The 13610-nt window shown below is 64.3% G+C and carries 9 protein-coding genes; 4 read left to right on the top strand and 5 right to left on the bottom strand.

Annotated features, from left to right (window positions below):
- Nucleotide 1 precedes the first annotated feature (1 nt).
- The 4 genes from PSN43_RS03025 to PSN43_RS03010 all read right to left on the bottom strand — a co-directional run bounded on the left by PSN43_RS03025 (nucleotide 2) and on the right by PSN43_RS03010 (nucleotide 4513).
- The gene (locus PSN43_RS03025; protein ID WP_272699246.1) at nucleotides 2-889 is read right to left on the bottom strand and encodes a branched-chain amino acid ABC transporter permease; all 888 of its coding nucleotides are present in this window, start codon (nucleotides 887-889) and stop codon (nucleotides 2-4) included.
- On the bottom strand, nucleotides 890-2803 hold the full coding sequence (locus PSN43_RS03020; protein WP_272699245.1) for an AMP-binding protein: 1914 nt from the start codon (nucleotides 2801-2803) through the stop codon (nucleotides 890-892).
- A 138-nt stretch (nucleotides 2804-2941) separates the two neighbouring features.
- Nucleotides 2942-3739, bottom strand: coding sequence for an ABC transporter ATP-binding protein (locus PSN43_RS03015; protein ID WP_272699244.1), 798 nt, complete (start codon nucleotides 3737-3739; stop codon nucleotides 2942-2944).
- Between the two features lie 117 nt (nucleotides 3740-3856).
- Nucleotides 3857-4513, bottom strand: coding sequence for a CBS domain-containing protein (locus PSN43_RS03010; RefSeq protein ID WP_272699243.1), 657 nt, complete (start codon nucleotides 4511-4513; stop codon nucleotides 3857-3859).
- A 354-nt stretch (nucleotides 4514-4867) separates the two neighbouring features.
- On the opposite strand from PSN43_RS03010, the gene PSN43_RS03005 reads away from it, so the two are divergent.
- Nucleotides 4868-6484 carry a sensor domain-containing diguanylate cyclase gene (locus tag PSN43_RS03005; protein ID WP_272699242.1) on the top strand — a complete coding sequence of 539 codons (1617 nt, stop codon included), beginning with the start codon at nucleotides 4868-4870 and terminating at the stop codon, nucleotides 6482-6484.
- Nucleotides 6485-6500: 16 nt separating this feature from the next.
- Here the strand turns inward: PSN43_RS03005 and PSN43_RS03000 are convergent, their stop codons facing one another.
- On the bottom strand, nucleotides 6501-9176 hold the full coding sequence (locus PSN43_RS03000) for a cobyric acid synthase (protein WP_272699241.1): 2676 nt from the start codon (nucleotides 9174-9176) through the stop codon (nucleotides 6501-6503).
- A 232-nt stretch (nucleotides 9177-9408) separates the two neighbouring features.
- Here PSN43_RS03000 and PSN43_RS02995 point away from each other — a divergent pair, with 232 nt between their 5' ends.
- From PSN43_RS02995 to PSN43_RS02985, 3 genes are all read left to right on the top strand, one after another.
- Nucleotides 9409-11433 carry a molybdopterin-containing oxidoreductase family protein gene (locus PSN43_RS02995; RefSeq protein WP_272699240.1) on the top strand — a complete coding sequence of 675 codons (2025 nt, stop codon included), beginning with the start codon at nucleotides 9409-9411 and terminating at the stop codon, nucleotides 11431-11433.
- A 106-nt stretch (nucleotides 11434-11539) separates the two neighbouring features.
- Entirely contained in the window at nucleotides 11540-12805 is a 1266-nt protein-coding gene (locus PSN43_RS02990) for an alpha/beta fold hydrolase (RefSeq protein ID WP_272699239.1), read from the top strand.
- Nucleotides 12802-13602, top strand: coding sequence for an MlaA family lipoprotein (locus tag PSN43_RS02985; protein WP_272699238.1), 801 nt, complete (start codon nucleotides 12802-12804; stop codon nucleotides 13600-13602). The genes PSN43_RS02990 and PSN43_RS02985 overlap by 4 nt, the downstream gene beginning before the upstream one ends.
- The last annotated feature ends 8 nt before the right edge of the window (nucleotides 13603-13610 follow it).

The following is a 13610-nucleotide window of genomic DNA, read 5'->3' as shown; positions in this document are numbered from 1 at the left end:
GCTACAACCTCTCAATCTCTTTGGTTCCGAACAGGCCGTAGGGCTTTATCATCAGGATGACGACCAGGACGATGAAGGCCGCCACCTCCCTGAACCCGCCCAGGCCCAGGAGCTGCCGCGCCGCGCCGTCGCAGACGTTTTCGAGCACGCCGATAATCAGCCCCCCGAGGGCCGCGCCGAGCAGGGAGTCCAGGCCGCCGAGGATGACCGCCGGGAAGACCTTGAGCCCCAGGTGGCCGATGTGGGCGTTGATGCCGTTGATGTTGCCGAGGATGACCCCGCCCACGGCCGAGACAACGCAGGCGATGCACCAGCTCATGGCGAAGATGTTCTTGATGCCGATGCCCATGGACTGGGCGGCCTGCTGATCGAAGGCCGTGGCCCGCATGGCCACGCCCATGCGCGAGAACTTGAAGAAGACGGAAAAGACCGCGAACAGGAGCGCGGAGAGGATAAAGGCCGCGATATACACCGGAGCCACGGGCAGCCCGGCCACCATGACCGGCTCGGTGGGCAGGACCTGGGGGTAGACCCTGATCTGCGTGCCCCAGAAGAGCTGGACCAGGGACTTGAGCACCGAGCTCATGCCCACGGTGACCATGATGACCGAAATGTGCTCCTCGCCGATGAGCGGCCTGAGCACCATGCGCTCGATGGCCAGGCCAAGCAGCACGGAAAAGGCCAGGGTGATGAAAAAGGCCCAGATGAACGGAATGTGGAACTGGACCGTCAGGGCGAAACAGACGTAGGCCCCGGCCATGACCAGTTCGCCCTGGGCGAAGTTGACCACCTTGGTGGCCTTGTAGATGACCACGAAACCGAGTGCCACCAGGGAATAGATGGAGCCGACCACCAGGCCGTTGACGATGAGTTGCAGGTAGTATTCCACTTAGCCCTCCATGTCTTCGATGCGGATATCGCCGCACATCCGCCTTACCCGGCCGTCCTGATAGGCGATCTCGGTTTCGAGGCTGAGGACGCAGGCGTCGGTGTAGAGCGCGTCGATAAGCGCGCCGTACCGCTCGTTGATGGTCCCGCGCCGGACCTTCCGCGTGCGGGTCAGCTCGCTGTCGTCCGGGTCCAGCTCCTTGTAGAGCAGGCAGAACCGCCGGATGCGCGTCTCCTCGGGCAGGCCTGCGTTGGTCTTGGCCACCTCTTCCCGGATGAGCGAGTAAATCTCCTCCTTGGCGGCCAGGTCCTGATAGGTGGTGTAGGTAATCATCCTGGACTCGGCCCAATGGCCCACGATGGCCATGTCGATGCACAGGATGGCCGCCACGAACCCGCGGCCGTCGCCCAGGACCACGGACTCGCGCAGGAACGGCGAGAACTTGAGCTTGTTCTCCAGGAACTGGGGCGAAAACCGGGTGCCGTCGGCAAGGCGCATGACGTCCTTGAGCCGGTCGATGACCACCAGCCGCCCGTTGTCGTCGAAGTAGCCCGCGTCGCCCGAAAGCAGCCAGCCGTCCGGGGTCAGAGTCTCGCGGGTGGCCTCCTCGTTCCGGTAGTAGCCCAGGAAGACGGCGGGCGACCGGGACTGGATTTCACCCTCGTCCGAAATGCGCACCTCGGTTTCGGGAATGGGCGCGCCCACGGAGGTGAAGTCCACCTCGCCCTCCTTGTGGATGCAGGAAATGCCCGCGATCTCGGTCTGGCCGTAAATCTGCTTGAGATTGACGCCCATGGCGTGAAAAAAGCGGAAGATGTCCGGCCCGAGAGCCGCGCCGCCGGTGGTGGCCGAGCGGACGCGCGAAAAGCCCAACCTGTCGCGCAGGGCGCGGAACAGCCCCTGGTCGGCCAGGAAATACTTGAACCGGAGCCACGGCGAAGGCGTCCCGCCCGCGAAAACCGTGTCCACGTACTCGTAGCCCACGGGCAGAAGCCGGTTGTAAAGGTACCGCTTGAGCGGGGAGGTTTCCATGATGTCGCCCGCCACCTTGGCCGCGATGGACTCATACACGCGCGGCGGAGAGAAGATGAAATGCGGGCCGATCTCGCGGGAATCCGCCGAGGCCGTGGCCGGGGTTTCGGGGAAGTTGACGCAGAACCCGAAGAGCAGGGCCGAGGCCACGGCCATCATCTGCTCCCCCATCCAGGCCAGCGGCAGGAAGGAGACGAACTCGTCGCTCGCCGTCTTGGGATCGTGCCTGCCCAGATTATGCGCCATGGACAGCAGGTTCTTGTGGGAAAGCACGGCCAGCTTGGGACGGCCCGTGGTGCCCGATGTGGTGGCGACGAGGCACGGATCGTCCGGCTTTCCCTTGTGGACCAGGTCCCGGAACCGGGCCAGGCAGTCGCCCCCCCTCACCCGGCCCATACGGCGCACGGCATCGAAACTCGCAAGCCCCTCCACCTTCGCCTCGTAGGCCTTGAGCCCCTTGGGCTCGTGGTAGACTATATTCCGCAGTTCCGGCAGCCTCCGGCGGAAGGAAAGCATCTTGTCCACCTGCTCCTGGTCCTCGGCGACCACCAGGCGGCATTGGGACAGGGCGAAGACGTATTCGATCTCCTCGGCCGGGGAATCCTGATACAGCCCGAGGGCCATGCCGCCCAGCCCCTGGATGGCCAGCTCGGCCCAGATCCACTCGGGCCGGTTGTCGCCGATGAGGATGACGATATCCCCCTTGCCAAGGCCCAGGGCCTCCAGCCCGCAGGCGAACTCGGCGGTGATGCGCAGGGACTCCTCCCAGGATACGGCCTGCCAGACTCCCCAGGCCTTTTCGCGCAGGGCGGTCTTGCGGGGCCGGTCCCCGGCCTGCGCGACAAGCAACCGGGGCAGCGTGGTCATGTACGGTTTGGCCATTCGACGTCCTCGTTTTCCCGGCTCGGAGCCGGGCCTTCCTTCACTGTTTCCCATCGTGCCGAGGGCCTGGAACATCCGCCGCCCATGCCGGTTCCGCCATTTCGCGCGGGACCGTGGAGCGGCCGTCCGGGCCTTCGGCTACCTCCCCATGAACGCGGCGTCCTCGGTGCCCAGATAGGCCCTGACGACGTCCGGATTCGCCTGCACTTCGTCCGGCGTGCCCTCGGCGATCTTGGAGCCGAAGTCGATGACCACGACCTTGTCGGAGATGTCCATGACAACTCCCATGTCGTGTTCGACCAGCAGGGCGGTGACGCCCCACTCCTCGGCAATGTCCAGGATGTATCGGGCCATGTCCTCGGTCTCTTCGAGGTTCATGCCCGCCATGGGCTCGTCCAGAAGAATGAGCTTGGGCTCGGCGGCCAGGGCCCGGCCGAGCTCGACCCGCTTGCGCACGCCGTAGGGCAGCCGCCCCGCGTGATGATGGCGGTATGGGGATAGGTTCAGGAAGTCGATGACGTCCTCCACCCTGCGGCGGTGGCTGCGCTCGGTGCGCACGGTCCTGCCGAAGTAGAGGATGGACGACAGCAGCCCATAGCCGATGCGGCCATGCCGACCGACCATGAGGTTGTCGAGGACGGACAAGCCCTTGAATAGGGCTATGTTCTGGAATGTCCTGGACAGTCCCAGCTCCGTGCGCCTGTGCGCGGGCAGGGAGAGCAGGCATTCGCCGTCCAGCTTGATGGAGCTTGGCCCGCGCACGCCCCCGTCCGGGGTGTAGCGGCCGCTGATGCAGTTGAGCATGGAGGTCTTTCCGGCCCCGTTGGGACCGATGAGGGACGCGATGGTCCCCTTCTCCACTGAGAAGGACACGCCCATGAGCGCGGCGATGCCCTTGAAGGTGAGCGTAACGTCGCGGACGTCGAGGTAGGCCATAATCGTTCCATTATGGTCTTCGGAACCCGACCGTTCCAAACGACGTCCGCACGGCCCGTCGGTGAATGCCAAAAACACCGCCCGGGTCCATATGCTGCCGGTTGGGCTGAAGGGTCCCTAGGTCCACTCCCCCCGGAAATCCTCGGGAGCGACCAGTTTGTAGCCCCGCTCCGCGAGCGCCGTGGCGACCGTGGAGGGGTCTTCGGTATCTATTCGGACGACCACGATGCGGCGTCCGTTGTAAAAGAAGGTGCCGGTGGAAATGATGGACATCTTCATGTTGGCGATGACCCCGGCGACCTCGTAGAGCACGCCCGAACGGTCCTCGACTTCGAGGGTCAGGCGGCTGCCGCCCTCGCGGTAGCCCATCTCCTCGGCCAGGACGTCGAGCATGACGTTGCGGTTGATGTAACCTATGAGCTCGCCCTCGTCGTCGACCACGGCCAGCCCGGCCAGGTTCATCTCGTACATCATGTCCGCCGCGCCCTCGATCTCGGTCTCCGGCGATACGGTCTTGATGTCGGTGCGGTAGATTTTCTCCACCGTCAGCTTGCTCATCAGGTAATTGATCTCGTGCTTCTCCAGGGAAGTCATGATGCTGGGCAGCGCGGCCGAAATATCTTCCTTGCGAACGTAGCCGACAAGCTTTCCGTCGTCGTTCACCACCAGGAGCATCCAGAGCTTGTTTTCCTCAAGCCGTTTCTGGGCCTCCTTGACCAGCGTCTGGGGGGTGACCTTGACGAAGTCGCGAAGCATTTTCAGTCCGACGTACATGAATTCCTCCTTGGCAGCGCACCGCGTGCCCTGTGTTGCTTGAATGGCATGGATTCGTCCCGGTTGGATACACGTTTTCATTGAACGGCGCAATTCCAACCGTGAACGGCAGCCCCCCCCGGCCATGACCAGCGGGGCGCGCCTTGCAACGTCCAGCGAATACTCAAACACCTTTCCTGGCCGCAAACATTCCCCGGCCACGAAGAGCGGCCCGAACGGCCGCCCGGTTCATTCCGGCTCTAACGGTCTTGACTTTCCTGGAAATAAAGGCACAGTTATCGCGTAGAGGACCGACATATGTTCATAAATAGGAAACACCGCCCCGGAATCGGCAAAATGCCCGGAGAGGACCGCATGGTCATTCTGCGGGGGGTGCGTATTTTCCTGGCGCTTTTCACTGCCGTCGTCCTCGTCCTCGTGGGCGGCGGTTCCCTCATATATCATATTGAAAAGGACAATTTCCTCGAACGGCTGAAGATCACGGAAGCCAACTCGCTGGAGCTGCAACGAGTGGCCATCGAGCGGATTCTCGACCGCGTCGTGGCCGACGTCCTGTTCCTGGCCGAGCAGAACGAGCTCATCATGCACCTGGACACCGGCGACCGGCGGGCCGTTATGGACATGGAGCGGGAGTACCTGCACCTGGCGGCCAGCCGCCGGGACTACGACCAGATCCGCTTCCTGAACGAACAGGGCGTGGAACAGGTACGCATCAACTACCGTAACGGTCTGGGCGAAGTCGTCCCCGAGAGCCGCCTTCAGGATAAAAGCGGGCGCTATTACTTCGAGGAGACCTTCGCCCTGAACGAGGGAAATATCTTCCTCTCCCCCATGGACCTCAACGTAGAACACGGCCTGATAGAGCAGCCGGCGCGGCCCATGCTGCGCATCGGCACGCCCGTGTTCGACACATACAGGCGCAAGCGGGGCATCGTCCTCATCAACTACAACGCGCAGGACCTTCTGGACACCATACTCTGGACGGGCACCACGGCGGAGGGGCTGAGTCTGCTCCTCAACTGCCAGGGCTACTGGCTCCTGGGGCCCACGCCGGACGACGAGTGGGGGTTCATGTATCCCGGCCGGAAAGACGTCTCCTTCGCCAACAGCTTCCCGGCCGAGTGGCACAGCTTCAAGGCGGGCGAGCAAGGCCAGCTCCTGACCGAAAACGGCCTGTTCACCTTCGCCAAGCTGCACCCACTGGCCCATATGCAGAAATTCAGCATCAAATTGAACGCCCTCGCGGTGGCGTCCGCCGGTGCCGGAGTCTCCGCCCCCTACGTCTGGACCCTGGCCTCACGGGTGCATCCCGACGTCCTGAACGGTCCGGCGAACCGGCTCAAGCTCAAACTGCTCGGATTCGGCGGCGCGCTCTTCATCATCATGAACTTCGGCGCGTGGACACTGGCGATGGCCGTGGCCCGGCGTCGGATATACCAGGACCAGTTGGTGGAGGCGGCCTTGTTCGACGCCCTGACCGGCCTGCCCAACCGCAAACTTTTCTTCGACCGGCTGGATTCGGCCATGGTCTCGGCCGAACGCTACGAACGCAGGCTGGCCCTGGTCTACATCGATCTCGACGGCTTCAAGGCGGTCAACGACACCAAGGGCCATGACGCGGGCGACGAACTGCTCAAGAGAGTGAGCGCCATTCTGACAGGCTCGGTGAGAAAATCCGACACCGTGTCGAGGCTGGGCGGCGACGAATTCGCGGTCATCCTGAGCCAGGTGGGCAGCGTGCAGGACGCGGCGCTGGTCGGCGAAAAGATCGTCTCGGAACTGCGCGCGCCCATCGCCCTCAAGTCGGGTCCCGTGACCATCGGCGCCAGCGTGGGCGTGGCCGTATTCCCGGAACACGGCCACTCCGAAGAGGACCTGATAAAAAAGGCGGACCAGGCCATGTACATCTCCAAGAACAAAGGCAAGAACACCTGCACCCTGGCCGACTCGTCCCGCTGCGCCGACGACTGATCCAGCTTTCCCTAAATCAGGCGTCCTTGCGCCTGAACAGCGAGGCCTGGGCGCACCCGTCCGACAGGCCCAGCGCACGATAGACGGCGTTCATATCCACCGCCTCGCGCACCACCGAGGCCAGGTGGTCCAGGGCGTCCTCCAACCCGAAGACGGTCCTTGCCCCTTCCAGGGGCGACAACCCCTTGTCCATGCGCAACTGGTCGATGAACCAGCGGCGGAACCCGTCGGCGTCGAACAGGCCGTGCAGGTAGGTGCCGAACACCCGCCCGTCCGAACGCATGTAGCCCAGCGGCTCCCCGGCGCCGTCGCGCATGGCCACGCGCAGATCTCCGGAAAGCGGCTCGGTAAGGCCGTGGTGAATCTCGTAGCCGTGCACCGGCAGCCCCGAGGCCGAATGGGTCCCGAAGGTGCGGGTCAGGGTCTTTTCCGGCGACAGCGTGGTCTGCACGGGCAGAAGGTCGAAGCCCTCCACTCGGGTGGTCTCGGACTCCAGCCCGTAGGGATCGTCCACTGTCCGGCCCAACATCTGGAACCCGCCGCAGATGCCGACAATGCGCGTGCGGCTCCCGGCCAGCGCGCGCAGCGCAGCGGCCATGCCCGTGCCCTTGAGGGCGCGCATGTCCGGCACCGTGGACTTGGAGCCGGGAATTATCACTGCGTCAGGAGTCCCCACGTCCCGGGCGTCGGCCACCACGCGGATGCGCACGTCCGGTTCCGCGTGCAGCGGGTCGATATCGTTGAAATTGGAGATGCGCGGCAGATCCAGGACCACGATGTCCACGCACTGGTCCTCCGGGAGCTTGTCGCCGTCGGGACGGAATCCTTCCTTGAACGAGACCGAGTCCTCCTCGGGCAGCCCAAGGGAATGGATGTACGGCACCGTGCCGAGCACCGGCTTGCCCGTGCGCTCGAACATCTGGCTGAAAGCCGGGTCGAGCAGGGAGGCGTCGCCCCGGAACCGGTTGATGACATAGCCCTCCACCAGGCCGCGCTCCTTGGCAGTAAGCAGGCTCATGGTCCCGACGATGGAGGCGAACACGCCGCCCCGGTCGATGTCCCCGGTCAGCAGAACGCGGGCCTCAGCGTACTCGGCCATGGCCATGTTGACGATGTCGTGGTGCTTGAGATTGACCTCGGCGGGGCTGCCCGCCCCTTCCAGCACCATGACGTCGTGCTCGTTGGCCAGCGAATCGTAGGCGGCCTTGACCGCCTCCCAGGCGCGCGGCTTGTACTCCACGTATTCGCGCACGGCCATGTTGCCCACGGGCCGCCCCATAACGATGACCTGGGAGCCGGTATCCGAACCGGGCTTGAGCAGCACCGGATTCATGCGCACGTCCGGGTTGAGGCGGCAGGCCATGGCCTGGGTCACCTGGGCGCGCCCCATCTCTCCGCCCTTGTCGGTGACGAAGGAGTTGAGGGACATGTTCTGGGCCTTGAACGGGGCCACGTTGTAGCCGTCCTGAAGAAGTATGCGGCAAAAGGCCGCGGCCAGCACGGACTTGCCCGCGTTGGAACTGGTCCCCTGGATCATCAGGGCGGGGGTTTTACGGGTCCGCCGGACCACCGGGCCGCGCGCCGTGCCCGCCACGGCCTCCATGGCCCGGATGAGCCTTTCATTGTCGTCGCGGCCGCGCACGGCCACCCGGAACCAGCGGTCGTCCAGGCCCGTATAGTTGCCGCACAGCCGTATGGCGATACGGTGCTCCATGAGCAGGCGGTCCCGCAAAAGCGTCGCGTCCTGCCCCACCCTGTCCATGCGGCACAGGAGATAGTTGGCCGAGCCGGGCATGACCTTGATGCCCGGCACCTGGCGCAGCCCCGAAGCCAGCATCTCGCGCAGCAACTTCGTCTGCTCGCGGGTCTCCTCCAGATAGGGCGCGTCCTTCAGGCACCGCTCGCCGACTTTCTGGGCCAGCCCGTTCACTGACCAGGAAGGCATGGACCGGCGGATGCGCAGGATCATGTCCGGGTCGGCGAAGGCCAGGCCGAGCCGCAGGCCGGGGATGGCGTAGGTCTTGGTCAGGGAGAGGACGGTGATGACGTTCGACGGCCGGTCGCGGGTCAGCCGATCGGCGTCCCCGGGCAGGAATTCGGCGAACGACTCGTCCACCACGAAGACCGACTTCGGAAACATGGCCGCCACCTCGCGCAGGTCGCCTGCGGGCACCAGTGCCCCCGAAGGGTTGTTCGGGCTGCATAGAAATACCAGGGACGGCGAGGACAGCAGCGGCCCCATGGCCGGAAAGTCGACCTGAAAGTCTTCGGTCAGGGGCGGTTCCACCACGGCCAGCCCGTGGGCGGCGCAGGACCGGGCGTAATCCACATAGGTGGGCGACGGGATGATGGCCCGGCGGAACCCCTTAAGCCCCGCCACGGCGAAAAGCAGCTCGGAAGCGCCGTTGCCCGCCACGACCTGGGTGGGCCATACCTTGTACCGCTCGGCCGCGGCCATGACGAGCCCGGCGCAGTCCGGGTCGGGGTAGGAATCCACGTCCTGGAGCGCCTGGCCGACCACCTGCCCGAGCCACTTCGGCGGCCCCAGCGGGTTCACGTTGGCCGAAAAATCAAGGATGTCGTCCGGCGAGCATCCGGCGGCCTCGGCCATGCGCCGCCGATTCCCCCCGTGGGCGAACCTTCGTTCATCCAGGATTTCCGGTATCCCTTCGAAAATATTCTGCTTTACCATTATAAATCCGACGTCTGCGCGTGAGCTGAAATAAAGATCAAGAATTTTGATCGAAATACGCGCAAAGCGCTCGGGTGTCCACTTGCAAAGGAATCGGCAAACCGCTTTACGGTTTCAACCGTTTCCGACTGGAAAACTCCCCCGAATTATGCAAATCTTCACAGACTTGCCGCCTCTCTTCCCACGGCGGCCCGCCCCCGACACAACCTCATTGCCGAGACGGAGAATCATCATGTGGAAGCGCGCGGTTTGCACCAAGGACTGTCCCGATACCTGCGGCCTGCTGGCCCAGGTCGAGGACGGAAGGATCACCCGGGTCAAGGGCGACCCCGACCATCCCTACACCCAGGGGTTCATCTGCAAGAAGGGAGCGCGGTTCCCGGAACACGTTCACGGCCCGGAGCGGCTGACCGAACCGCTCAGGCGAACCGGCCCCAAGGGAAGCGGCGAGTTCGAACCCATTACCTGGGACGAGGCGCTGGATGAAGTGGCCGACAACATCCGGCGGGTGGTCGGCGAGTTCGGTCCCGAGGCCGTCCTGCCCTATTCCTACGCCGGGCACATGGGGCTGGTCCACCGCCACTCGGGCGACGCCTTCTTCAACAAGCTCGGCGCGAGCCGCCTGGACGCCACCATCTGCGGCCCGGCCGCAACGGCGGGCTTCAAGGCCAGCCTCGGCTCCGGTCCGAGCACCGAAATCCAGGAAGCGGCCAAATCCGACTTCATCATCATCTGGGGCAACAACACTCTGGTGACCAACGTCCACGCCTGGCCGCACTTCCTCCGCGCCCGCAAGAACGGCGCGAAGATCGTTGTCGTCGACCCCTACCGCAACCCCACGGCCAAGGAAGCCGACCGCCACATCATGCTTCGCCCCGGCACGGACGCGGCCCTGGCGCTCGCCGTCATGCACGTGCTCATCGCCGAGGACATGCTCGACCACGACTTCATCGCGACGCAGACCGTGGGCTTCGACCGGCTCAAGGAGCGCGTCATGGACTGGCCTCCGGCCCGCGCCGCCGAAGTCTGCGGACTGCGCGAGGACGAAATCCGCGGACTGGCCCGCGGCTACGGCACGGCCCGCGCCCCATACATCCGCACGGGATGGGGACCGGCTCGGCAACTTGCGGGCGGCATGGCCATGCGCACGATTTCCCTGCTCCCGGCGCTGGTCAACGCCTTTGCCAAGCCGGGCGGCGGCATAACCCGATCCCTGGGCGGCGCACCGGGCAAGGCAGCGTCCCTTACCCGCGCCGACCTGCGCCCGGAAGGCACGCGCACCGTGAACATGGTCCTACTGGGACACGCGCTGACCGAACTCTCCGACCCGCCGGTCAAGCTGCTCTACAACTACCTTTCCAATCCGGCGGCCGTCGCTCCGCAGTCGGCGCAGGTCATGGCCGGACTGGCCCGCGAGGATTTGTTCACCGTGGTCCAGGAAATGTACATGACCGACACGGCCCGGTACGCGGACATCATCCTGCCCGGCGCGAGCTTCCTGGAGATGGGCGATATCTACCGCTGCTACGGCCATAACTACGTTCAGATCACGCGGCCCGTCATCAAACCCGTGGGCCAATGCCGCCCCATTCTGGACACCTTCCAGGCCCTGGCCGCGCGGCTGAGCTTCGACGACGAGGTCTTCAGCCTGACCGAGGAGCAGTGCATCGAACGCATCCTCGCCGAATCTGCCGAATCCCCCTTCATGAAAGGCGTGGACCTCGACGCCCTGCGCCGGGGCGAACCCGTGCGCCTGAACATCAGCCCGAACCCGTTCTCGAATGGATTCAACACCCCGTCCGGCAAGGTGGAATTCTTCTCCCAATCCATGGCCGACCAGGGCCTCGACCCCCTGCCCGACGGCGCGCCGCTGCGCGACCCCGAGGGCGGCGACGCCTATCCGCTGGAGTTCATCACCCCGCCCCACCCGCTGTTGCTCAATTCCGCCTTCAACGAAATCGAATCCATCCGTGAAAGGACCGGCGGCCCCAAGGTGCTCATCCATCCCGACGCCGCAAGGGTTCGGGGCATCGTACAGGGCATGACCGTCCGGGTGTTCAACGGCCGCGGCCAGATCGTTGTCCGGGCCGAAGTGACCAAGGACACCCGACCGGACCTGCTCGTGGCCGAGGGGCTTCACTGGCCCAACGCCCGCCCCGGCGAGGGCTCCAACCAACTCACCAGCCAGCGCATCACGGACATGGGCAACACCTGCGCATTTCACTGCAACAAGGCCGAGGTGGAACCGCTAAAATAGGACCGAGAGCGGAAGATCCCCCCTTCCCCAAGAACATTGATTTTCCCGAAGAGCCGGGCTAACAGGCTGCATTGCCGGGGTTGTCCGGCCAGGAACAGACCACCCAATGCGAACACTCTGCGCTCTCATCCTCCTTCTTTTGCTCCTGCCGTCCTTCGCGGCGGCCGAGGAGCAGCCGTACCCTTTTGACGACCCGTACCGGGCCACGGTCCTGGGCACGCCCGCAAAACTGCGCTACCAATTCGCGGCCCCGGTCCTGCCCGATATCCGGGCCATCCGCATCGAAGGCCGCCAGGTGCCGGAGGTGTTCGAATACAGCCGGGACATGAACTTCTCCACGGCTCTTCAGGACCACGCGGCTCCGCTCATCTTCGTCATCGCAGGTACCGGCGCGGAGCACAACTCCGGCAAGATGCTCTTCCTGACCGAGGTGTTCTACGAAGCGGGCTACCACGTGGTCGCCCTGTCCTCGCCCACGCACATGAACTTCGTGGTCAGCGCGTCGACCCACGGCGTGGCCGGGTACGTCCCCTTCGACGTGGATGACCTGAACCGGGTCATGGGGTGGATTCGGGAAGAGCTGTCCAGGGAATGCGAGATCACCGGCTACAGCCTGGCAGGCTACAGCCTGGGCGGCCTGCACGCGGCCTTTCTGGCCGAACGGGACGCGAGGACGCACGAATTCGGCTTCCAAAAGGCGATCATGATAAATCCGCCCGTGTCCCTGTACCGCTCGGTCAGACGGCTCGACTCCTGGGTGACCGAGGAAAACCTCGGGCGGACCACGGTGCACCAAGAGATCGAGGGGTTCATCGACCGTTTCTCCGACTACTATCTGCACGCGGAAGTGACCGACCTGGACGATGATTTCCTCTATGACATGATAACGGACTTCAACCTGGACGAGCGCGACTTCAAGACCTTGATCGGAGCCGCCTTCCGGGTGTCCTCCGCGTCCATGATCTTCTCTTCGGACGTCTGCCTCCGCGCCGAGTACATTGTTCCGCCGGACCGCTACCCGCTCAAGACGGCCACTCCGCTCATGGCCTACGCCCGCCAGGCCTTCGACATCTCCTTCGAGGACTACCTGAACGAATTTCTGCTGCCCTATCTGCGCTATAACGATCCCACCGCCAGCCGGGCGGAGGTGATCGAACGGTCCAGCCTGGAATACATCCGGGACTGGCTCGCCGAGACGAAAAACGTCGTGGTGGTCGGGACCAGGGACGACGTCATCCTCGCTCCCGAGGACGTGCGCTTCATCGAAACGGTCTTCGGCAACCGGGCGCACCTGTTCGAACACGGCGGGCATTGCGGCAACATGATGCACCCGGCCTTTGTCCGGGCATTGAAGGACGTGGTGAAACAATGAGCGCGCGCACGGCCTCCCTGCTTCTCGCCGCGCTCCTGGCCCTGTCCCTGCTGGGCGGTTGCGGCCCCAAGGTCCTGGACGTGAAAGACCCCTCGGCGGGCCTGGAGCCCACGGGATTCCGCACGACCGTCCATCATTGGCCGACAGAGAATTCGGACTCCCTGAAGTTCCTGGACATCGAGGACCCGTGGGAACCCATGAACCGCAACATGTACGAGATCAACGCCACCCTGGACAAATATGTCATGCTCCCGGTGGCCACCCTGTACAAGTTCTTCATTCCCGAGGTCATACGAACCGGGGTGAAAAATTTCATCGACAACCTGAACGAGATGCCCGTGGCGTTCAACAGCGTGCTTCAGGGCCGCATGGAAAAGGCGGCCATCTCCTTCACGCGGTTCCTCATCAATTCGAGCTTCGGCGTGCTCGGCGTTCGCGACCTGGCCTCGCGCAACAAGAAGCTGCCGCGCCAGCACGAGGATGTCGGCCAGACTCTCGGCTACTGGGGAATCGGCTCCGGCCCCTACTTCGTCATGCCGCTTCTCGGGCCGTCCAACGTGCGCGACGCCGCCGGATTCGGCGGCGACATCCTGGTCCTCTATGTGGAAATGACCATGATCTACCAGGCGGCGGGCATCGAGAACAGCCGCCCTCTGGACATGACGGACCTCATCATCCGCGGCATCAACCTCCGCGCCAACACCGCCTTCAGCTACCACTCCACCGGCTCGCCCTTCGAATACGAAATGGTCCGCTTCATCTATACGAAGAAGCGGGAGCTGGACATCCAACGGTAATTTCTCGG

The sequence above is a fragment of the Desulfovibrio sp. Fe33 genome (genome assembly GCF_028532725.1).
Classification (GTDB): domain Bacteria; phylum Desulfobacterota; class Desulfovibrionia; order Desulfovibrionales; family Desulfovibrionaceae; genus Pseudodesulfovibrio.
The sequence above is the reverse complement of the archived record's forward strand: the minus strand, read 5'-3'. Positions and strand labels throughout refer to the sequence as shown.

What these genes read in the sequence shown, in the direction of transcription:
- PSN43_RS02995 (WP_272699240.1), top strand. Translation starts at nt 9,409, where the DNA reads ATGTGGAAGCGCGCGGTTTGCACCAAGGACTGTCCCGATACCTGCGGC.
- PSN43_RS03005 (WP_272699242.1), top strand. Translation starts at nt 4,868, where the DNA reads ATGGTCATTCTGCGGGGGGTGCGTATTTTCCTGGCGCTTTTCACTGCC.
- PSN43_RS03015 (WP_272699244.1), bottom strand. Translation starts at nt 3,739, where the DNA reads ATGGCCTACCTCGACGTCCGCGACGTTACGCTCACCTTCAAGGGCATC.
- PSN43_RS02985 (WP_272699238.1), top strand. Translation starts at nt 12,802, where the DNA reads ATGAGCGCGCGCACGGCCTCCCTGCTTCTCGCCGCGCTCCTGGCCCTG.
- PSN43_RS03010 (WP_272699243.1), bottom strand. Translation starts at nt 4,513, where the DNA reads ATGTACGTCGGACTGAAAATGCTTCGCGACTTCGTCAAGGTCACCCCC.
- PSN43_RS02990 (WP_272699239.1), top strand. Translation starts at nt 11,540, where the DNA reads ATGCGAACACTCTGCGCTCTCATCCTCCTTCTTTTGCTCCTGCCGTCC.
- PSN43_RS03020 (WP_272699245.1), bottom strand. Translation starts at nt 2,803, where the DNA reads ATGGCCAAACCGTACATGACCACGCTGCCCCGGTTGCTTGTCGCGCAG.
- PSN43_RS03000 (WP_272699241.1), bottom strand. Translation starts at nt 9,176, where the DNA reads ATGGTAAAGCAGAATATTTTCGAAGGGATACCGGAAATCCTGGATGAA.